The following is a 21,211-nucleotide window of genomic DNA, read 5'->3' as shown; positions in this document are numbered from 1 at the left end:
CAGAGGAACATCGCCTCGGCTGCTTTCGTTATTTAACTATTATTGTGCTGACATACCGCCATCAATAATGAATTCAGAACCAGTTGAGTAGCTAGACTCATCTGAAGCTAAGAATAATACCATGTTTGAAACTTCTTCTGGTTGTGCAACGCGTTTTAATGGAATCATTTTAGAGAATGCTTCAACAGCCGCTTTAGTATCTTCTTGAACAACCATTGGCGTAGCGATAACACCTGGGTGTACAGAGTTTACGCGAATGCCCATTGGCGCTAAGTTAATTGCTGCTGCTTTTGTCATACCACGTACTGCGAATTTAGTATCTGTATAACCGATTGCACCAGCTACTAAACCATTTAATGAAGAAATGTTAACGATTGAACCGCCGCCAGCTTTCGCCATAGAAGCTGCTACAGTTTTCATACCTAAAAATACTGAAACTTGGTTAATTTCAACGATACGACGGTATTCTTCAACCGTAACGTCTAACATGTTTTTAGCCATTGTAATACCAGCATTGTTTACTAAAACGTTTACTGGACCGAATGCTTCTTCTGTTTTTGCGACAACTGTTGCCCAATCTTCTTCACTTGCAACATTTTGTTTAACAAAAATTGCATTTTCGCCAAGCTCTGCAGCAAATGCGTTACCTTTTTCTTCGTTTAAATCTGTTAAAACTACTTTTGCACCTTGTTCTACGAATAGTTTAGCATGTGCTGCACCCATACCTTGCGCTGAACCTGTAATAATTGCTACTTTGTTGTCTAAACGACCCATAATAAACACTCCTAAATTTTATAATTAACATACGTCATTGCGTACATTTCGATAATAGTATACCTGTAAACTATTATTTCGTCATCTAAAAAGCACTGGGTATTATGAATTCTTTAAAAGCATTGAAATTTCCTGTTCAGCTTTAAGTGGATTGTCTTGTGGGGCATATCGTTTTACGACGTTGCCATCGCGATCAACGAGAAATTTAGTGAAATTCCACTTGATAGCTTGGCCGAGTAATCCTTTCGCTTCAGATGTTAAGTGTTGAAATAATGGGTGTGCCTCTGCACCATTTACTTTAATCAATTCATGCATTGGAAAGGTTACACCATAATCGAGACGACAAAATTGAGCCGCTTCCTCACCATTTGCTAGTTCTTGTTTAAATTGATCAGAAGGGAAACCTAAAACAACAAAGCCATCTTTATTATATTTTGCGTAGAGTGCTTCCAATTGAGTAAATTGCTTCGTAAAACCACATTTACTCGCAGTATTGACAATCATCATTACTTGTCCTTTATAGGCATCTAATCGATACGACTCGCCTTTTTCATTCTTGACAGAAATATCGTAAATATTCATTGAAAAGTCCCCTTTATGAAGAAATTTAGAGCAAAACTACTAATTATACATTTATCGTACTAGAAAAATTATTGCCTGTAAAATGATTGTCCTCTATTAAAATTTGAAGAACTTTGAAAATGCGTGTCGAAATATTGTCTATGAAATAATTTTTTTTCGACAATATGACATTTGTCACTTTGTCCCTAATGTGAATCCGCTTACATTGTTTGGAGGTAAGAAAAACATATTTTAAGCTAAATAGTGTGAAATGATGTCTCGTATTATGTCGATTTCTTTGGAAAATAGATGAGGCTCATATCTACTAAAAAAACTTGAGGGGCTATTAAATGACTATAAAGATTGCATGGGTTACAGATACGGCAGCATATTTATCGCCGGACTTTATTAAAAAACATAATATTCATGTATTACCATTACATATTGTTTTTGAAGAAGGTGCATTACGTGAAACAATAGATATGACACATGATGAATTTTATGATAAATTACGCAACGCCAATACACATCCGAAAACATCACAACCAGCCTTTGGGGAGCATGTGGCATTATATGAGCAATTAAAAAAACAAGGCTATGACTGTGCAATTGCTATTCATACATCTGAGCGCTTATCAGGTACTGTAGCAAGTTCACCAATGGCTGCACAACAAGCCGGGTTTAAAAACTATCCAATTGATTCGTTAATTGGTTCATACCCAATGCAGGTTATGATTGAAAAAGGGATGGAGTTAGAAAAACAAGGGCTAGAGCCAGAGCAAATTGTTGAGCAAATTTTAACGATGCGTGAAAAGGCTGAGTTAGCATTTATTCCTGAAAGCTTAGAGCAACTTAATAAAAGTGGCCGCGTATCCGGAACAGCGATGTTTTTAAGTAATCTATTAAATATTAAATTAGTAATTGAGTACAATAAGGAGGGTGGCGTTGAAGTTGTACAAAAAGTTCGTGCAGATAAACGTGCAAAAAAAGCGGTAATCGAAAAATTACAGTGTGCAATGGAAAAGTCACCAGTGAACGAAGTAGCAATTATTAATTGTAATAATGAGAAAGGTGCAAATGAGTGGAAGCAAGAGCTACTACAACTATTTCCATACATTACATTTACACCAACTCCACTTTCAGCATGTGTAGGTGTGCATGCGGGGGAAGGTACACTTGGATTAACTTGGGTTCGTGAATAGAAAGTGGGTTGGGACAGATTAGTTTCAGTTCAAATAAAAAATCGGAATTGCGGTAGGCAATTCCGATTTTTGCACTTTTAGAAGGTAGGTTTTGTTCGAAGTTTTTATGGTGTCACTTCAGAATGAATAATTTGACGATGTTTAATCGTTTGAATGGTTGCAGCTAAAATAAATGTAATGACAAGTGCACTAGCCATAAATAGCACAACTCCTGTCCAGCCGAATGTTGCCCAAAATACACCGCCAGCAGTCCCTCCAATACTTGAGCCAATGTAATACGCAAATAAATAAAGTGAAGACGCCTGTGCTTTATCTTGTTTAGCAGCTGCACTTACCCAACCACTTGCAGTTGAATGCGAGCCGAAAAAGCCAAATGTAAAGATGACTAGCCCGATAATTTTTACAACTAAGCTATTTGGTAATGTTAATAATGCACCGCTTAGCATAATCGCAATACCACAATATAAAACATGTTGGCGTCCGAAACGATCCGACAAGCTACCAAACCACGCTGAACTCCATGAACCAACTAAATACACGACAAATATCCAACCGACAATTGCGGTACTCAAATTGAATGGTGGCTCAACTAATTTAAAGCCAATATAATTAAACATTGTTACAAAGCTTCCCATCAGCGTAAAGCCGATGCCAAATAAACAAACAAGTCCTGGATTTTTAAGGTGCTGTACTAAAGATTTCGTTAATGCTTTCAATTGAAGTGGGCGCGCAGAAAAATGCTTTGATTCTGGTAGTGCCCAAACAAAAATCGCACTAACAATCAAGCTAATTACACTTAGTGTAATCATGCCAACATGCCAATTAAAATAGTGTGTCATCGTGCCCATAATGACACGTCCTGATAGTCCACCAATCGCATTGCCGCTAATATAAAGTCCCATTGCAGACCCTAAACTAGCAGCTTCCATTTCCTCGCCTAAATAAGCCATCGCAATTGCAGGTACACCCGCAAACACAAAGCCCTGAACAAGACGCAATAATAATAACACTTCAAAGCTTGGAGCAAATGCAAGTGTTAAGGTAAAAATCGAGGCTGCAAAAATTGAAAACGTCATCAATGTTTTACGCCCCCAAGCTTCCGATAGTGAACCAAATAAAATCAGGCTAAAAGCTAACATGCATGTTGCAACAGAGAGGGACAAACTTGCTACTGCTGGTGAAACGCCGTAATCTTTTGTAAATTGTGGCATCAGTGGCTGTGTAATGTAAAGATTGGCAAATGTAATAAAACCGGCAGCAAACAATGCCAAATTCGTTAATGTATAATTCTTTGTTCCTTTTTGTATGTAATCCACAAATATCCCTTCAATCATTGAAAATGTGACTATTTATTGTCCAAATACTTTCTTCAAGTATAGTTGACATGTCATAATAAAGATAATTCATTGTTTTTATGTACCTTATAAATAAAAGTTATAAGAGGTGTTGGAAGTGGAGCTGTTATCATTACTGTATTTTAGAGAGGTAGCACGGTTAGAAAATATGTCTCGTGCTGCAGAAAAGCTTCATATTTCGCAGCCAGCGCTTAGTAAGTCGATTTCACAGTTTGAAGCGAGCTTAGGTGTAGAACTGTTTGATCACAATGGCCGATCGATTAAATTAAACCGCTATGGTCATTTTTTCTTAAAGCGTGTGGAAAGAATATTATATGATTACGATCAAGCGCGTGAAGATCTATTGAGTTTAGTGTCACCGGGGCACGGGGAAGTATCGATAGGCTTTATGCATACGTTAGGACTTCAAGTTATACCGTCACTAATGAACGATATTCGCACAGTCTATCCGAACATGCAATTTCAATTAACACAAAGTAATACCGGGGTGTTACTAGAGAAGCTAGAAAAACGTGAAATTGATATTTGCTTAATATCTTCATTAAATTACAAGTCATCAATTTATTGGGAGAAATTGTGGGAAGAGGAGCTATTTTTAATTGTTCCAGAGGGGGATATGCTTGCTGAAAAAGAGCGGGTAAAAGTAAAGGATTTTGCTGCGCGCCCGTTCATTTCGATTAAAAAGGGTAATTCTTTACGTAAATCGGTCGATGATTTGTATCGTCAAGAAGGTTTTGAATTAAATGTTGCTTTTGAAGGGGAGGAGGTTCATACGTTAGCTGGCTTAGTTGAAAGTGGGTTAGGGATCTCACTTATCCCAGTGATTAAAGGCATTGATCAATATAAAGTACGTGTAATTCCTGTAGATGCCGAAAATTGTAAGCGTGAAGTAGGGTTTGCCCATGTAAATAATCAATTGCTATCAACGACAACAAAGCAGTTTATCGCGTTCATTAAGGAATACTTCAAATGGAATGGGTGATAGAATGTTGAGATTCTATCACCCATAATTAGTTCACTTTTTTTCCTGTTAATGTTTTCGCGATTTCTTCAATCGTCATATCCGAGTGTAAATCGAATGCTCCTTTTTGAATTGAGCGAGAATATTCAGGTTTTGCTAAGAAAAGCTCTAATTCACGCCCATTTTTGACGATCCCTAAATCTTCTGCTTGTTTACCTATTGTATAGATCGATACATTTTCATATATGTAGATTGTCGCTTCAATAATATCCGTGCCAGACTCAGGTGATTCCGATGAATCTTTTACTGTTTCAACAAAGCTAGTTGATTCTTGTGAAGCTGATGTTGTTTTATTTTCTTCATTTTCAGTTGTTGCTACTACATCTGTAGCCTCTTGCTTAGCAAGTTGATTATTTAATAGATCAATTTGCTGTTCATATTTTTTGATTTGCTTTTCAAGTGCTCGTGTATCAGCAGTTTGTTGGTCTGGAAAGAAATGATCGTAGCCTGCGATCGCAGCACCAGCTAAAAAAACTCCAATACCGAATGCGCGCATAGACTTTTTCATTGGATGCCTCCATTTGCAATAATCGTTTGGATCTGAGCATGTGAAAGGGTAGAGCGTTTGCTAATTTCGTCGATAGATAGACCTTGTCCGTTAAGTGCTAGTACTTGGCTTACTAAAATACTGTTAATCGGTTTACTATTTGCTTTTGGTGTATATTGAGAATGAGCACCATAGCTTTGTGCCGCTTTAACTTGCGCGGCTACTTGTTGAAATGTACCCATTGCATCTTGTTGTTTTTTTTGACTTAAGTTTGGTGATTTTACTTGGAAGTTTGGTTCAACAAGTAATTCTTCCTCTAATGTTTTAATACGTCGCTTTAAAGAATTTGTTTCCTGATAGATATTAATGGATAAATCATCTAATTCTTTTTCCAATTTAGATGACTTGTCTTTGAAAAACAAAGATAAAACGATAAAAACTATACCAACAATCATAATGATTGATGAAATTTCCATTATGTAGTCCCCCTGAACAGCTAATATTAAATATATTTTACCATATCAAAAGTTAATAATAAATCATGCTAGATTTTTTCGAAGAGTGTGTTATAATAGGTAAGTCGTATAAATCATGCTCAAATAAATTTATATTCTTAATTTAGAGTGGGAGGGTTAATAATGCGCGTAAACATTACTTTAGCTTGCACAGACTGCGGCGAACGTAACTACATTTCTAAAAAGAACAAGCGTAACAATCCAGAGCGTCTTGAACTTAAAAAATATTGCTCTCGCGAGAAGAAGTACACTCTTCACCGTGAAACAAAGTAATAATCGCTCAATTAGCCAAAGCCACTTGTTGGTTTTGGCTTTTTACATTCATTTTGTTAAAACTTATTATGATTTTTTATCATACATTAAAGAATGATAATAGCTTTTAACTTGGTGGATAAGATAGTATTCGTTTTTCAATGTAATCCACACAAAAAAGACATCATTTCACGTTATTTGGCGCGAAATGTGTTTTTCTAATTTGAAACGGGGGATTTGCATGGATAAAAAACAACTTCGAAATAGAGTTTTACAGCAATTAAATGACATGTCGTATCAGCAGTATCGGGATCGTTCTTATGCAATAGCGCAAAATTTATTGAAACAGCCGGCAATAATTAATGCAACGATGATTGGTATTACTTTATCAAACAAACCGGAAGTGGATACAAGTTTTATAATTGAACAACTGTGGAAAATGAATAAAAAAGTTGCTGTTCCAAAATGTGCAGTACCTGAACGTGCCATGCAATTTTATGAAATTGACACGTTTTCCCAAACTGAACGTGCATATAAAAGTATTTTAGAGCCAATTCCAGAGCTTTGTGACCCAGTAGAAAAGCAACAAATCGATGTCATCGTAGTACCAGGTGTTGTTTTTGATGATGAGGGCTACCGCATTGGTTTTGGCGGGGGCTATTACGACCGATATTTACAAGGCTATACAGGAATGAAAATAGCATTGGCATTTGATGAACAATTGATAAACGAAGTACCGCGAGAATCACATGATCTGCCGGTACATATATTAGTAGGAGAACACATGAGCGCTATTTTGGACAATGATTTGGAGGACTGATTTATGCAATCAATGTTAGATATTATTCACTTATTAAAACAATATGGCATATACATTTATACGAAGGATCGAATTGGTGATTTGCATTTAATGGAAGATGAAATAAAAGAATTGTATAAATCAAAATTTATGGATACAAAAGATTTCCAAATGGCATTACTAATTCTTCGCCAAGAAGAGCAAAGACTGAAAATAGAAAATCGATAATTTCAATCGTTTTACGCTGATTGTTTTACGAGGAATAAAAACGTGTTTAACAAATATTCCCTTGAAACAGCGGAAAAATTCGCTGTTTTACTATTTTGTGAAACCTTTCTTTTATTCGAACGTACTAACTAATAATGTGTAACTTATAAATTTCGAAACTATTTACTTTTTGATGCAGTGAGAATTTATGTTGCACATGGCATCAAAAAGGACTAAGATATACTTTGTTTCAATTCGAAATTTATTTTTTTATATAAAATAAAAAGTACTACTGTAGAGAGGATGTATAGGATATGAGAAATCTTAAGTGGCCTAAACATTCGATATTAGCGATTGCTGTAATAGCAACTTGGATTAAGACAGTTATTGTTTACGAAACTAGTTTTGATATGGATGTAGAAAATGCGATGCAAATGTTAATTTTAATTATTAACCCGCTAAGCTTTTTATTATTTTTCTATGGCATATCATTATTCTTAAAATCTCCAAAAGCACAAAATCGTTATATCGTAGGCGGCAGTATTTTACTTGCGTTTATCCTTTATGGGAATGTAGCATTTTTCAGATTCTATAATGACTTTGTTACATTACCTGTATTATTCCAAACAAGTAACTTTGGGGAATTAGGGACATCTGCTGCGGCAATTATTAGCTGGATGGATATTTTATACTTTGTAGATGTATTCATCATTTTAATAGCATTGAAATTTTTACCGAAAGTTCAAAATTATAAGCCAGTGCGCAAAGATGCTCGTAAAGCATACTTTGTAATGGCGGCAGCCGTATTGTTTTTAAACTTAGGGTTAGCTGAAACCGAGCGCCCCCAATTATTAACACGTGCATTTGACCGTGAACTTTTAGTGAAAAATATCGGTACGTACAACTACCATTTATATGATATTTATGTACAATCAAAATCATCTGCGCAACGTGCTTTAGCAGATGGCAGTGAATTAGTCGAAGTAAACAACTATGTTCGTGCCAATCAAGCAGAGCCATACGTACAGATGTTTGGTAAATATGAAGGTCGTAACGTCATTGCTGTTTCACTAGAATCATTACAAACTTTTGTGATTAACAATGAAATGAATGGCGAAGTGATTACACCATTTTTAAACTCACTAACACAAGATAAAGATACGTATTATTTTAATAATTTCTATCACCAAACAGGGTTAGGAAAAACATCTGATTCAGAGTTTATTTTTGAAAACTCATTATTCGGATTGGGTCGTGGTGCGGTATTCTTCACACATGGTGAGAACACGTATAACTCATTTGCAGAAAGCTTAGGTGAAAATGGGTACTATACAAATGTCATGCATGCCAATAATAAATCATTCTGGAACCGCGACATGATTTACAAATCATTCAATTTAGATAACTTTTATGATGTTGAATCATATGATGTTAATGATGAGAACTCAGTGAACTGGGGATTAAAGGATATCCCATTCTTCGAGCAATCAACAAAATTGATGAAAGACATGCCACAACCTTTTTATAGTCGTTTAATTACATTAACAAACCACTATCCATTCTATCTAGATCCTGAAGATATGATGATTAATGAATTTGATTCAAGTTCTGGTACATTAAATCGTTATTTCCAAACAGTTCGTTATTTAGACGAATCTGTAAAAGAATTCTTCGATGATTTAAAAGAACAAGGTTTATATGAAAATTCAATTATTGTGATGTATGGCGACCATTATGGGATTTCAGAAAATCATAATAAAGCGATGGCACAATATTTAGGTAAAGATGAAATTACAGCATATGATAGTGCATTATTACAATCAGTGCCATTATTCATCCATATTCCAGGCTCAAATGATGGACAAGTGATGGAAGAAGTTTCTGGGCAAATAGATTTGCGTCCAACATTATTACATTTATTAGGTATCGACACGTCTAAGGACATGCAGTTAGGTGCAGATTTATTCTCTGAAGAGCATGAGGATTTTGTTGTTTTCCGTGATGGTCGATTTATTACAGATAAAGTAGTGTATGCTGGTGAAGTATGCTATGACCGTGAAACTGGCGAAGAGATTGATATGGTGAACTGTCAGCCATATATTGAACGAGCAACAAAAGAGCTAGGTTATTCTGATCAAATTATTAACGGCGATTTACTGCGCTTCTATGATGTGGAAACGGGTAATCTAACTGTTGATGAAAAGTAACAAAGGGGGCGTCCGAGAAGTGATTCTGGGAGCCCCTTTTGCGCTGATTATGGAGGTTAGCTAGAAACTAATCATGAATGTGTTATCACAAGAAGTGACATTCGCGCTTTACTTGCGAAACCGAAGAAGACAGTCTAAAGCGGATTATTATCATGTGAGGGGCGTACTGTTCAAAAGTTGCGCACCCCATTCTGGTTGGAATTGTAGGATACAAAAAAATGTATAAAAAATACCCGCAACATATGTGCGGGTATTTTTCACAATTATTGATGTACCGGTGGATAGCCCTGATTAAGAATCGTCATAATAACGAACCAACCAAATACACCTGCTGCAGCTGCGTTAAATAAAACTGCTAAGATGTTTTTTTCTTTGATTGATTGGAATATGCCAACTACGCCAAAAATTGCAATTAAACCAAAAATAACCATTAATAAGTTCATAAAAAAATTGACACTCCTTTCGACATCATTTTCCAAATAATGTCGCAACAATATTCCTCTTTTATTGTAAATGTTTCCTTTTCGTTTGTCGAGGACTAAAAATGACGTTTATATGAACGATTAAGTCATGGTACACTAGAAGTGATAGATATTATAATTTTTGAGGTGAATGAAATGCTCAATATCAGAATGTATCCACTTGGGCCAATCCAAACTAATTGCTATATTGTAAGCAATAAAAATAAAGAATGTTTAATTTTCGATCCAGGTGAAGAGGGGGCACATATTGTAAAACAGTTGCGTAGTAATGGATTAAAGCCCCTAGCGATTTTATTAACGCATACACACTTTGATCATATTGGCGCGGTAGAGGCTTTACAAGAAGTATTTAATGTACCACTATATGTACACGAAAAAGAAGTAGATTGGTTAGGGGACCCACTAAAAAATGGGTCAGGTAAGTATGCCGAGTTGCCAAACTATATTGTAAAGGCACCAAAGGAGGAACATATTCTTCGTACAGAAGGCGAACTGGCAATTGGTGACTTTACATTTGATGTGGTACATACGCCAGGTCATTCTCCAGGTAGTGTGTCATTTATCTTTAAAGAAGATGGCTTTGCAATTGTTGGAGATACATTATTTGAACAAAGTATAGGTCGTACTGATTTAATTGGGGGTTCGATGGAAGTATTACTTAAATCGATTCATGATAAGTTGCTATCTTTACCAGAAGACACGATTATTTACCCAGGTCACGGTGACTATACAACTCCAGCTGCTGAGATGAATCATAATCCCTTTTTAAATGGGTTTTAACAATATAAAAAAACGACTGCGCAAGAATGGCAGTCGTTTTTTTATTAGTGTCCTCCACCAGGAGAGTGCATGAATGTTGTAAAATACGTGAATCCTGCGAAGAAAACAGTTAAGTAAGCCCCGAAAATGTATAGATACATGCGTTCTGACAGATTTAAGAAGCCTAATAATAAAAATAACCCTGTATTACCTATGAATAATAGCGAAACCTCGTTCATACCACCAAGGTAGAACATAACGGCGAAAATAGCTGTCCAGAATGCCATAACTTTATACATATTGCTCATTTAGATTTTCCCTCCTTTTACGTAAAATAGACTAATCTCTCATCTATTATAAGGCAATGTTCCGAACAATGTAAACTAGAACTTATGGAAGAGTTGTGACAATCGCGTGTTTTTTTTCCATTAATTGTTTATGGTAATTTTGTATTTACAATAATCACAGTTATGTAACATACTTTCAAATTGAGCAAATTCACTGTTGCCAAACAATATTTCAACTTGTCCACGCAAAAATGATTCGTGTAATTGACATGTGATTTTACCATTAGTAGTCATTTGTTTATAAAAAGGGCAATTGTAAATAGCAAAGAACACGGTCTTTGAATGATTTTCATTAAGGACTTCGGGAACATAACCAATTTGATGTGCGCTTTTTGTTAATAGCGCTAATTTTTCATCAAAAGATTGTGGAGAATGTTCAGATTGTGTTGTTATGAGTTCGCGCATCATTCGACGTCCATCTTCGTAGCTAATTTTCTTCGCTTGTTGTAAAGCATCATCACCAAGCTGATCGATTAATTGAATACACCAATTCAAGAGTGATGAAGAGTCTCGATATGGAAAGCTAAGTTGAATCCCTTCTTGTTTTACTTGATAAACTCGTCCGGGGCGACCACCCTTTCCGGTTTTAAGAAATTCAGCGGTAATAGCACCAATTTCAGCGAGCTTGGTTAAATGTAGGCGTGCTACATTCGAATGTATTTGGAATTCATCGGCAATTTCTTGTACAGAAATCGGTCTTTTGTACTGTACCATGTATTCATAAATTGAAAAGCGTGTTTCATCGGCTAAAGTACTTGTTACTTTTATTGGATGTAGCATTTTCTAACCTCCAATCATTGGCAATTATAGTATTGCATCTCTTTTATTCTACACGAATCGAGCTTGAAAATGTCTGTTTTACACAAAAATATCACATAAAAAGAAATTTTTAGAAAATATATTCACATATTACCTTGCTTCTTATATACTTTCGATAAATTAGATGAAGGGGGTGAAACATAATCGAACAAGAATCAATTATTGAACAAAAGTGCGTACAGCTTATAAAGCAAGCAATTGATTTTCAAGCTTCTGATGTTCACTTATTGCCAAGAGAAGACCATTATCAGTTAATGTTTCGCAAATATGGTCAGTTTCAAAAAATACGAGACATTTCAAATGACCTTTCAATTCGTATGATTTCTTATTTTAAATTTTTATCCTCATTAGATATTAGTGAAAAGCGAAAGCCTCAAAGTGGAGCCTTCCAACGACAATTTCAAGATTTTCAATATTCTCTGCGAATTTCAACCTTACCATCAGCCTACCAAAAAGAAAGCTTAGCAATTCGTATCCTAAAACAAAACCATTCGATGCCACTACACGAGTTATGCCATTTTCGTGGAACTGCTCAGCTGCTGGAAAGTTTAGTACAGCAAGAAAGTGGTCTGATCTTAGTAAGCGGTGCAACGGGCAGTGGTAAAACAACGACATTGTATTCATTACTTCATTATTGTGCGTATCAGCTAAATCGTCATGTCATCACAATCGAGGACCCAGTTGAAAGTATTCAATCAGAACTTTTGCAAATTCAGGTAAATGAAAACGCAGGCATAACGTATGCAACTTCATTAAAAGCGATATTACGACATTCGCCACAAGTATTGATGATTGGGGAGATACGCGATAAGGAAACGGCAAAAATTGCAATTGAATCTGCATTTACTGGACATTTAGTCATCTCGACTATCCATGCCAAAGATAGCATAAACAGTTTATATCGTTTACATGATTTATCGGTTTCTTACGAGGAAATGCGCCAAATGTTGCAGGCCGTTATCTGTCAAACATTAATAGAACGGGACGGAGAATACAAAGCGTTATTTGAAGTGCTTCATGATAAGGAGTTAGTCAATGTGATTGAAGCAATCCGAAATGATTTGGGCTATGCATTATCCGCAGACGCAACGCTTGTTGGTCAAAAGAAAAAATTATCAGGAGGTTGCTATGAATATACCTCTAGTTAAAAAATCGATTTGGAAGCGGCAATTTTTTGCTAAACCGGTTATGAGAGCACATGAATTCCCTACCTTATTAGAACGTACGGCAACATTATTAAATGAAGGCTATACATTTGCACATAGCATTGAAATGTTGCTGCCATACCACGTAAAAAATTATGAACCTGTGCAACAGCAAATAAAGGAAATATTGTCGAGTGGCGGTAGTGTGACACAAGTATTTGAAGCTATAGGTCTTGAAAAACAATATTTAATCTCGATAGAACTAGCTGAAGTTTCAGGTCGTTTAAATGACACGATTTACATTGTGTCCAAGCAGTTAACCTTTCAACAGCAAGCAAAATCCAAGCTATTGAAAGTATTATCGTACCCAGTATTGTTATTTGGATTTTTAGTATTGCTATTTTTGGCTTTTCGTACGTATTTCTTACCAAATATGTCCTCTGTAATTTCTTCTAGAGCTGACGTAACCTCGTCAACAAGCATCCGATGGTCCACATTTTTCTTACACATCCCTGATTTAATTGTAATATTTAGCGTATTCATTGTGATTACATTGATATGTTTTACCTTTTATGTAAAAAAGAAACGTGTTGATCTTCAACTGAATTTATTATTTCGTATACCTTATATTAGTTTGTTTTGGCGAATAATTTTGACAAGGCAATTTTCGAGAAATCTTGGAAACCTATTGTTAGCGGGTTTATCATTGCAACAGGCATTCGAACAGTTGAAAATACAGCAGCACCAAGAACAAATCGCTCATATTTCACACGTCTTACACAAACGAATAATCTTAGGTGACCCATTGGCAAATGCAGTACAAATGGTTGGTTATTTTTATCCGAAATTTGAACATTTTATTGCACATGGTGAAGCCAGTGGTTTTTTAGGTAGAGAGCTTGTTTTATATTGCGATTTGTTAGATGAAAAACTAGAAAAAATTATCACCAAATCGCTAGCAATTATTCAGCCATTGTTATTTATGGTAATTGCATTATGTGTAATTGCTGCGTATTTAAGCATTCTATTGCCAATGTATGATGTGATTGACTTTATATAATGAGGTGGAAAATGTGAAAAACGAAAAAGGATTTACTTTAGTAGAAATGTTAGTTGTGTTGTTTATTATATCGATATTAATCTTAATCACGATTCCCAATGTATCCAAGCATTTTGCAACGATAGATGAGAAGGGCTGTGATTCTTATGTGCTAATGCTTAACGGTCAAATTGAAGCTTATAGAATTAGTACAGGAGATTATCCTGCAAGTTTTAATGAGTTATTTGATAATGGATATATTACAGAAGAAGTACCGAAATGCCCTGATAAAACTGTGATAACTTTTAATGGTAAAATGGCTACTATTCCTAATGATTCGAGTTTACCGTAAGATGAATAACGCAATCCAAAACGAAAAAGGCTTCACATTAATCGAAATGCTTGTAGTTTTAGTAATCTTTACAATCATTTGTTCTTCGGTATTATTTTTTACAACTGAAAAATTGACGAATTATACGAATGAACAATTTATTGACCAAACAGAACTGTTAATCCGTTTAGCGCAGGCAAAGGCCATTGAAACAAAATCCAATTATGAATTCCAAGTATTTAATTGTCGTAGAATAACCGTTAGGAATTTTTCGCAGCGTGATGAAGTTCTATTTGATCAAGAATTACCAGCAGGCATTGAGATTTTTTTGTCAACGACTCACTCAAAAATATTATTTAATAATAGCGGGAATATTCGAAGCAGTGGTACGATTATGTACCATTTCAATAATTATGCTTATCACTTTACAATTAATATGGGCAAAGGGAGGCAGATATTAAAAAATGTTATTGAAACACCAGACAGGATTAACTCTTGTGGATACGCTTCTAGCAGCAGTAATCTTATTTTTTCTAACGTCAACATTGATTCCGATCACCTTTAATATGAAACAAAATATTACCATACAACAAAAACAAGCACATGCTGCAGAAGTGGCATTCAATGGTGCATTAAAATACAAACGATATCAAGAAGTGTCAGGTGATCAGCAAATTGAAGGCACATTCTATTCATGGATTTATAATGAGGGACAAATATGTGTAACATATGAGCTAAATGGAGTGATAAAGGAGCGATGTGTTTAATTTCGAAAATAAAAAATCAGCGTGGCTTTACATTATTAGAAAGTTTATTTCATTTAGCTGTGCTCGTATTGTTTGCTTCGATTAGTTTATTGATTGTTATTTGGGTGCGAGATATTCAAAATATTAACCAAATAAAGCATGATGTAAATTGGGAACTTTTTGTCTATGATGTGCATCAATACAATGAAAATTCTATATCAGGGGAAATTGTTTCGCCTAAAATATTGATGTTAGAGCCAGCTAATGATCCAGATAATCGTGAATTTTATATTGAACAGCCGAATAATCACGTGCGTAAACGTTCAAATAAGGGCGGCAATGAAATCATGCTTCCAAACGTGCAAGGTTTACAATATAGACAAGAAGGAAATGAAATTATTATGAAAGTTGTGACACAAGATGGGAAATTACGGGAAAGGGTCATTGTTTTGCCGTTACCTCGTGAATGAACGTGGCTTTTTATTTCTTTTAGCAGTTTTTTTGTTATTTATTGTTACGGGAGCTGCTTTATTTTATACAAATGCATTTTCTAGCCAATTTATGATATATAATTCATTGGAATCTATTTACGTTCGTGCTACGATAAATATACTTAATAGTGAGTAAAGTTAGATGGAGTAGTTCGTAATTAGAAGAAGGTGATTGGCATGCGAAAAATATATTTAGTAGGATTTATGGGATGCGGGAAAAGTGCAATTGGTAGACGGTTAAGTTATTACTTGAAAATGCCTTATTATGATATGGATCATGAAATTGTCCGACAACAGGGAATGTCGATTCCTGAACTCTTTGAAAAATTCGGTGAGGCGCGGTTCCGCGAAATAGAAACGGAATTTTTGAAAAGTTTTCGTGATGAAGCATGCATAATTGCCACTGGCGGAGGGGTAGCAGTCAATGAAGAAAATCGTAAAATTATGCGTCACACAGGATTAGTATTTTTCCTGGATGCTAAATTTGAGGACATTTATATGCGAATCCGTAATGATAAAAACCGTCCAATTGTCCAAAAGTCCACCGAGCAGGAATTAGAAATACTGTATAACAACAGACGGAGATCTTATCGTGATGCAGGTCATATACAGGTTTTAACTCCCAGTCGTACATTACGTCAAATTGTAGAGTATATTGCATTTCAGGTAAATCGTTTGAAAGGCGAATGAAAAAACAATAAAATCAATAATCGTTCGGTTTTGAAGTAAAATTAAAAAAAGATTGCGTTTATATAGCGTTCAATGTTAGGATATTGCTGAGAGTAATCTTAATGATTTAATTAATTGAAGCTAACGCGGATGATGATACGGGGAGAGAACGTGAAGTCACGTCGCCGAAGGAGCAAGTAGCAAGTGCTATGAATCTCTCAGGCAAAAAGACTCGTATTGGACGCAACTCTGGAGAGTGCTGTATTAGTACAATACAGCCACCAAAGGGGAAAGCCTATTGTGTGATCGAAATTCAACAATAGGTGTAACTTTCAGGTGCAAGGACAGAGAATCTCTTGATAAGGGGTTCGTCTGTCTTTTTTTTGTGGATTTGAGATTATCAACTCTCATATCCACATAGGAAATACATTATTTGAAACGAAAAGTGTTTTTCCAGCAGGTTTATATTAAAAAACCTAAAAAATACATAACAATAAGGAGGACTTTGAACATGACAAATGAGTTAAAACGTACACCGCTTTTCGATGAATATGCAAAATATGGTGGCAAAACAATTGATTTTGGTGGTTGGGAGTTACCTGTTCAATTTTCATCAATTAAAGAAGAGCATGATGCAGTTCGTAATCGCGCTGGTCTATTTGATGTATCTCACATGGGTGAAATTTTTGTAGAAGGTACAGATGCGTTAAGCTACTTACAAAAAATGTTATCAAATGATATTTCAAAAATTGCAATTGGTGGAGCTCAATATAGTGCGCTTTGCTACGAAAATGGTGGCGTTGTAGATGATTTATTAACGTACCGTTTAGAAGATAATCGTTATTTGCTTTGTGTTAACGCTGCAAATATTGAAAAAGATTTTGAATGGTTACAACAACATGTTGAAGGTGATGTAACACTAACAAATGCATCAGCTGACTACGCTCAAATTGCATTGCAAGGTCCTGTATCTGAAGAAGTTTTACAAACATTAACGGACACAGATTTATCAACTATTAAGTATTTCAAATTCCAAGATAACGTAACAGTTGGCGGTTATTCAGTTCTTGTATCCCGCTCTGGATATACTGGTGAAGACGGTTTTGAAATTTACGGGACACCAGCAGCAATCAAGGATCTTTGGAACAAAATTTTAGAAGCTGGTAAAGACAAAGGTGTTGTAGCAGCAGGCTTAGGTGCTCGTGATACATTGCGCTTTGAATCTTGCTTACCACTTTACGGTCAAGAATTATCAAAAGATATTACTCCACTTGAAGCGGGTATCGGCTTTGCAGTGAAATTAGCGAAAGAGCCACAATTTATCGGTCAACAAGCATTAATCGAATTAAAAGAAAAGGGTTTACCGCGTAAGTTAGTTGGAATTGAAATGATTGATAAAGGGATTCCACGTCATGACTATAAAGTATTTAAAGACGGCGTAGAAATTGGAATCGTGACAACTGGTACACAATCGCCAATGACAAAGCGTAACATCGGGTTGGTATTAATTGACGCAAAATTTGCTGAAGTCGGAATAGAAGTAGAAATCGAAATTCGCGGTAAACTCGCAAAAGCAGTAATTGTTGAAACACCATTTTATAAACGTAATAAATAAAACTTTTGAAAAGAGGGTTATGTAATGAAACATCGTTATTTACCAATGACGGAACAAGATCAGCAAGAAATGCTAGCAACTATTGGTGTTGCTACAATCGATGAACTTTTCGCAGACATTCCAGAAAAAGTACGATTTAAAGGCCAATACAACATTAAAGAAGCAAAATCAGAAGCAGCTTTAATGAAAGAGTTAGCACAATTAGCAGCAAAAAACAAAGATACAGCAACAAACGTATCATTTCTTGGTGCAGGGGTATATAATCACTACAAACCAATTATCGTAGATCATGTAATTTCTCGTTCAGAGTTTTACACAGCATATACTCCATACCAACCTGAAATTTCTCAAGGGGAATTACAAGCGATTTTTGAATTCCAAACAATGATTGCTGAATTAACAGGTATGGATTTAGCAAACTCTTCTATGTATGATGGCGGTACGTCTTTAGCAGAGGCTGGTATGTTAGCAGCAGGTCATACACGTCGTAAAAAATTATTAGTTTCTGGTGCAGTACACCCAGAATATAAAGATGTTGTTGCGACTTATGCATATGGTCAATCAATTGAAGTTATTACAATTCCAACAAAAGACGGCGTAACAGACATCGAAGCATTAAAAGGCTTAGTAGATGATCAAACTGCTGGTGTAATCGTTCAATATCCGAACTTTTTTGGCCAAGTGGAGAACTTACAGCCATTAGCGGATATTACACATGATGCAAAAGGGTTATTTATCGTTTCTTCAAACCCATTAGCACTTGGCGTATTAACACCACCAGGTAAATTAGGCGCAGACATTACAGTTGGTGATGCACAACCATTCGGTATCGCTGAAGCATTCGGTGGTCCTCACTGTGGTTTCTTCGCAGTAACAAACAAATTAATGCGTAAAGTACCAGGCCGTTTAGTTGGTGAGACAGTTGACCAAGATGGCCGTCGTGGTTACGTTTTAACATTACAAGCTCGTGAGCAACATATCCGCCGTGACAAAGCGACTTCTAACATTTGTTCGAACCAAGCGTTATTAGCATTAGCAGCTTCTGTTGCAATGACTGCACTTGGTAAACAAGGTGTACAAGAAATGGCGAAGCAAAACATCGTAAAAACACGCTATGCGAAAAATGCCTTTGAAGCAGCTGGATTTGAAGTAGCATATCAAGGTTCGCACTTCAACGAAATCGTTGTGAAAACAAATGCAAGCGTTACAGATATCAATAAAAAATTAATTGAAAAAGGCATTATCGGTGGTTTCGATTTAGGTCGCGTTTACCCGGAATTAGCAAATCATGCGTTAATCGCAGTTACAGAGATCCGTACGAAAGAAGAAATTGATGCACTAGTTGCAGAGATGGGGGCTTACAATGCTTAACGAAAACCAATCACTTATCTTTGAAATTACAAAACCAGGTCGCGTTGGCTATAATTTAGAAGCGTTAGATGTGCCTGATTTCGATCTTGCAGAGCTTCTACCAGCTGAATTAGTTCGTACTGAAGTAGCAGAATTACCAGAAGTATCTGAATTAGACATTATGCGTCACTATACTGCACTTTCTCGTCGTAACCACGGTGTAGACTCAGGCTTCTACCCACTAGGTTCTTGTACGATGAAATATAATCCGAAAATTAACGAAGCCGTTGCACGCTATGCTGGGTTTGCAAATATCCACCCATTACAAGATGAGTCAACAGCTCAAGGTGCAATGGAATTATTATACGATTTACAAACTTCATTAGAAGAAATTACAGGCATGGATGAAGTAACATTACAACCAGCTGCAGGTGCACATGGTGAGTGGACAGCATTGATGATGATCCGTGCGTTCCATGAAGCAAATGGCGAAGGTCACCGTAATAAAGTAATCGTTCCAGACTCAGCACATGGTACAAACCCAGCTTCTGCAACAGTTGCAGGCTTTGAAACTATTACTATTAAATCTAATGAAGACGGTTTAGTAGACTTAGATGATTTACGTCGTGTTGTTGGTGAAGACACAGCAGCTTTAATGTTAACAAACCCGAATACACTTGGTTTATTTGAAGAAAACATTTTAGAAATGGCTGAGATCGTTCACGGTGTCGGCGGTAAAGTTTACTATGATGGTGCAAATTTAAATGCGGTAATGTCTAAGGCACGTCCTGGCGACATGGGCTTTGACTGCGTACACTTAAACTTACACAAAACATTCACTGGTCCACACGGTGGCGGTGGTCCTGGTTCAGGTCCTGTAGGGGTAAAAGCAGATTTAATTCCATTCTTACCAAAGCCAGTTTTAGTGAAATTAGAAGATGGCACATTCCACTTCGATTACAACCGTCCGCAATCAATTGGTCGCGTAAAACCATACTACGGTAACTTTGGTATTAACGTTCGTGCATACACATACATTCGTTCAATGGGTCCAGACGGATTAAAAGCGGTAACAGAATATGCGGTATTAAACGCCAACTACATGATGCGTCGTTTAGAAGAACATTTTGATTTACCATACAACCGTCATTGTAAACATGAATTTGTTTTATCTGGCCGTCGTCAGAAAAAACTTGGCGTACGTACACTTGATATCGCGAAACGTCTGTTAGACTTTGGCTACCACCCACCAACAGTTTACTTCCCATTAAATGTGGAAGAGGGGATTATGATTGAGCCAACTGAAACAGAATCTAAAGAAACATTAGACGCATTCTGTGATGCAATGATTCAAATTGCGCAAGAAACAATTGATAATCCTGCATTAGTGCAAGAAGCGCCTCATACAACTGTTGTAAACCGTTTAGATGAGACACGCGCTGCACGTACACCAGTGTTACGTTACACAAAACCTGAAGCAGTAGCACAGGAAGTTTAATAAAAACTTAGGAGTCAGAGGGAATCTTCTGGCTCTTTTTTTGTTCACAGGTAAGACTTCTAACGAAATAACTATATAATAGTAGAAACTCATAAATGTGCATGAAAAAAACTCTCTAAAATGCTAGAGAGTTTTTATGGATTAGTTTTTAGATTTTACTTTACCAGTCCAAGTCTTGAAGCCGCCTTGTAATTGGTAAATTTGGCTGTAGCCTTTTTTCTTTAATGTTAAGGCTGCACGTGCACTTCGACCAGTATTTTGACAGTATAGGTAAACTGGTAAGTCTGGACGGATTTCTTTATGACGGTTGTTTAATTGCGTCATAGGAATGTTACGAGCACCTAAAATATGACCCGCTTCGAATTCTTTTGGTTCGCGTAAGTCGATTAATTGTGCTTTACGGTAGCCTTCGATAAACTGTTCTTGTGTTAAATTAATTACGGCTTTTTTTAAGCGCATTGAGTTGATCACGATATAAGCAACGATCACAACTAGGATAACGAGAATTGTGTATAAAATTGTCACAGCGTTATTGCCCCT

Annotated in this window: 26 protein-coding genes and 2 riboswitches; of the genes, 17 read left to right on the top strand and 9 right to left on the bottom strand. The window is 36.1% G+C overall.

Features of this window, described 5'->3' with window-relative positions; all coding sequences use genetic code 11:
• Nucleotides 1-39 precede the first annotated feature (39 nt).
• A complete protein-coding gene (locus O7776_RS12430) occupies nt 40-774 on the bottom strand; it encodes a glucose 1-dehydrogenase (protein WP_274307371.1) in 735 nt (244 codons plus the stop codon).
• Between the two features lie 102 nt (nt 775-876).
• On the bottom strand, nt 877-1,356 hold the full coding sequence (locus O7776_RS12425; protein WP_274307370.1) for a glutathione peroxidase: 480 nt from the start codon (nt 1,354-1,356) through the stop codon (nt 877-879).
• 329 nt (nt 1,357-1,685) lie between these two features.
• On the opposite strand from O7776_RS12425, the gene O7776_RS12420 reads away from it, so the two are divergent.
• Nucleotides 1,686-2,537 (top strand): DegV family protein, encoded by an 852-nt coding sequence (locus tag O7776_RS12420; RefSeq protein WP_274307369.1) that lies wholly within the window; start codon nt 1,686-1,688, stop codon nt 2,535-2,537.
• A gap of 104 nt (nt 2,538-2,641) precedes the next feature.
• On the opposite strand, the gene O7776_RS12415 is transcribed toward O7776_RS12420, so the two are convergent.
• A complete protein-coding gene (locus tag O7776_RS12415) occupies nt 2,642-3,853 on the bottom strand; it encodes an MFS transporter (protein ID WP_274307368.1) in 1,212 nt (403 codons plus the stop codon).
• 136 nt (nt 3,854-3,989) lie between these two features.
• On the opposite strand from O7776_RS12415, the gene O7776_RS12410 reads away from it, so the two are divergent.
• Nucleotides 3,990-4,874 (top strand): LysR family transcriptional regulator, encoded by an 885-nt coding sequence (locus O7776_RS12410; protein WP_274307367.1) that lies wholly within the window; start codon nt 3,990-3,992, stop codon nt 4,872-4,874.
• Between the two features lie 28 nt (nt 4,875-4,902).
• On the opposite strand, the gene O7776_RS12405 is transcribed toward O7776_RS12410, so the two are convergent.
• Together O7776_RS12405 and O7776_RS12400 are read right to left on the bottom strand one after the other, a co-directional pair.
• Complete coding sequence (locus O7776_RS12405) at nt 4,903-5,421, bottom strand: MltG/YceG/YrrL family protein (RefSeq protein ID WP_274307366.1); 519 nt, start codon at nt 5,419-5,421, stop codon at nt 4,903-4,905.
• The gene (locus tag O7776_RS12400) at nt 5,418-5,876 is read right to left on the bottom strand and encodes a hypothetical protein (protein ID WP_274307365.1); all 459 of its coding nucleotides are present in this window, start codon (nt 5,874-5,876) and stop codon (nt 5,418-5,420) included. The genes O7776_RS12405 and O7776_RS12400 overlap by 4 nt, the downstream gene beginning before the upstream one ends.
• 162 nt (nt 5,877-6,038) lie before the next feature.
• On the opposite strand from O7776_RS12400, the gene rpmG reads away from it, so the two are divergent.
• The 4 genes from rpmG to O7776_RS12380 all read left to right on the top strand — a co-directional run bounded on the left by rpmG (nt 6,039) and on the right by O7776_RS12380 (nt 9,380).
• Complete coding sequence (rpmG, locus tag O7776_RS12395) at nt 6,039-6,188, top strand: 50S ribosomal protein L33 (protein ID WP_008408521.1); 150 nt, start codon at nt 6,039-6,041, stop codon at nt 6,186-6,188.
• A gap of 220 nt (nt 6,189-6,408) precedes the next feature.
• On the top strand, nt 6,409-6,987 hold the full coding sequence (locus tag O7776_RS12390) for a 5-formyltetrahydrofolate cyclo-ligase (protein ID WP_274307364.1): 579 nt from the start codon (nt 6,409-6,411) through the stop codon (nt 6,985-6,987).
• Nucleotides 6,988-6,990: 3 nt separating this feature from the next.
• Nucleotides 6,991-7,194, top strand: a complete 204-nt coding sequence (locus tag O7776_RS12385; protein WP_274307363.1) for a YqgQ family protein — start codon at nt 6,991-6,993, stop codon at nt 7,192-7,194.
• Between the two features lie 293 nt (nt 7,195-7,487).
• Nucleotides 7,488-9,380: an LTA synthase family protein gene (locus O7776_RS12380; RefSeq protein ID WP_274307362.1), complete on the top strand. Its 1,893-nt coding sequence runs from the start codon at nt 7,488-7,490 to the stop codon at nt 9,378-9,380.
• A 263-nt stretch (nt 9,381-9,643) separates the two neighbouring features.
• Here the strand turns inward: O7776_RS12380 and O7776_RS12375 are convergent, their stop codons facing one another.
• Entirely contained in the window at nt 9,644-9,823 is a 180-nt protein-coding gene (locus tag O7776_RS12375) for a DUF2759 domain-containing protein (RefSeq protein ID WP_241368791.1), read from the bottom strand.
• 174 nt (nt 9,824-9,997) lie between these two features.
• Here O7776_RS12375 and O7776_RS12370 point away from each other — a divergent pair, with 174 nt between their 5' ends.
• Nucleotides 9,998-10,642: an MBL fold metallo-hydrolase gene (locus O7776_RS12370; protein ID WP_274307361.1), complete on the top strand. Its 645-nt coding sequence runs from the start codon at nt 9,998-10,000 to the stop codon at nt 10,640-10,642.
• A gap of 44 nt (nt 10,643-10,686) precedes the next feature.
• On the opposite strand, the gene O7776_RS12365 is transcribed toward O7776_RS12370, so the two are convergent.
• On the bottom strand, nt 10,687-10,929 hold the full coding sequence (locus tag O7776_RS12365; protein ID WP_274307360.1) for a DUF2626 family protein: 243 nt from the start codon (nt 10,927-10,929) through the stop codon (nt 10,687-10,689).
• A gap of 120 nt (nt 10,930-11,049) precedes the next feature.
• On the bottom strand, nt 11,050-11,748 hold the full coding sequence (locus O7776_RS12360; protein WP_274307359.1) for a helix-turn-helix transcriptional regulator: 699 nt from the start codon (nt 11,746-11,748) through the stop codon (nt 11,050-11,052).
• A gap of 179 nt (nt 11,749-11,927) precedes the next feature.
• On the opposite strand from O7776_RS12360, the gene comGA reads away from it, so the two are divergent.
• The 10 genes from comGA (at nt 11,928) to gcvPB (ending at nt 20,671) form a co-directional block, all read left to right on the top strand.
• Nucleotides 11,928-12,935: a competence type IV pilus ATPase ComGA gene (comGA, locus tag O7776_RS12355; protein WP_274310497.1), complete on the top strand. Its 1,008-nt coding sequence runs from the start codon at nt 11,928-11,930 to the stop codon at nt 12,933-12,935.
• Nucleotides 12,916-13,992 (top strand): competence type IV pilus assembly protein ComGB, encoded by a 1,077-nt coding sequence (gene comGB / locus O7776_RS12350; protein ID WP_274307358.1) that lies wholly within the window; start codon nt 12,916-12,918, stop codon nt 13,990-13,992. Before comGA ends, comGB begins: the two co-directional genes overlap by 20 nt.
• A 13-nt stretch (nt 13,993-14,005) precedes the next feature.
• Nucleotides 14,006-14,323 (top strand): competence type IV pilus major pilin ComGC, encoded by a 318-nt coding sequence (comGC, locus tag O7776_RS12345; RefSeq protein ID WP_274307357.1) that lies wholly within the window; start codon nt 14,006-14,008, stop codon nt 14,321-14,323.
• Between the two features lies 1 nt (nt 14,324).
• Nucleotides 14,325-14,867, top strand: coding sequence for a competence type IV pilus minor pilin ComGD (comGD, locus tag O7776_RS12340; RefSeq protein ID WP_274307356.1), 543 nt, complete (start codon nt 14,325-14,327; stop codon nt 14,865-14,867).
• A 1-nt stretch (nt 14,868) separates the two neighbouring features.
• Nucleotides 14,869-15,069 carry a hypothetical protein gene (locus tag O7776_RS12335; protein ID WP_274307355.1) on the top strand — a complete coding sequence of 67 codons (201 nt, stop codon included), beginning with the start codon at nt 14,869-14,871 and terminating at the stop codon, nt 15,067-15,069.
• A complete protein-coding gene (gene comGF / locus O7776_RS12330; protein ID WP_274307354.1) occupies nt 15,060-15,518 on the top strand; it encodes a competence type IV pilus minor pilin ComGF in 459 nt (152 codons plus the stop codon). The genes O7776_RS12335 and comGF overlap by 10 nt, the downstream gene beginning before the upstream one ends.
• Nucleotides 15,519-15,716: 198 nt before the next feature.
• Entirely contained in the window at nt 15,717-16,229 is a 513-nt protein-coding gene (locus O7776_RS12325) for a shikimate kinase (protein ID WP_274307353.1), read from the top strand.
• Between the two features lie 129 nt (nt 16,230-16,358).
• Nucleotides 16,359-16,452: riboswitch (glycine riboswitch) on the top strand.
• A 3-nt stretch (nt 16,453-16,455) separates the two neighbouring features.
• Nucleotides 16,456-16,558: riboswitch (glycine riboswitch) on the top strand.
• A 161-nt stretch (nt 16,559-16,719) separates the two neighbouring features.
• A complete protein-coding gene (gene gcvT, locus O7776_RS12320) occupies nt 16,720-17,823 on the top strand; it encodes a glycine cleavage system aminomethyltransferase GcvT (protein WP_274307352.1) in 1,104 nt (367 codons plus the stop codon).
• Nucleotides 17,824-17,847: 24 nt separating this feature from the next.
• The gene (gene gcvPA / locus O7776_RS12315) at nt 17,848-19,194 is read left to right on the top strand and encodes an aminomethyl-transferring glycine dehydrogenase subunit GcvPA (RefSeq protein WP_274307351.1); all 1,347 of its coding nucleotides are present in this window, start codon (nt 17,848-17,850) and stop codon (nt 19,192-19,194) included.
• A complete protein-coding gene (gene gcvPB / locus O7776_RS12310; RefSeq protein WP_241368867.1) occupies nt 19,187-20,671 on the top strand; it encodes an aminomethyl-transferring glycine dehydrogenase subunit GcvPB in 1,485 nt (494 codons plus the stop codon). The genes gcvPA and gcvPB overlap by 8 nt, the downstream gene beginning before the upstream one ends.
• 141 nt (nt 20,672-20,812) lie before the next feature.
• Here gcvPB and O7776_RS12305 read toward each other — a convergent pair whose 3' ends face one another.
• A complete protein-coding gene (locus O7776_RS12305) occupies nt 20,813-21,196 on the bottom strand; it encodes a rhodanese-like domain-containing protein (RefSeq protein WP_241368868.1) in 384 nt (127 codons plus the stop codon).
• Between the last annotated feature and the right edge of the window lie 15 nt (nt 21,197-21,211).

The sequence above is a fragment of the Solibacillus daqui genome (genome assembly GCF_028747805.1).
GTDB classification, from domain to species: Bacteria; Bacillota; Bacilli; order Bacillales_A; family Planococcaceae; genus Solibacillus; species Solibacillus daqui.
This window is presented reverse-complemented; position numbering and strand designations above follow the sequence as displayed.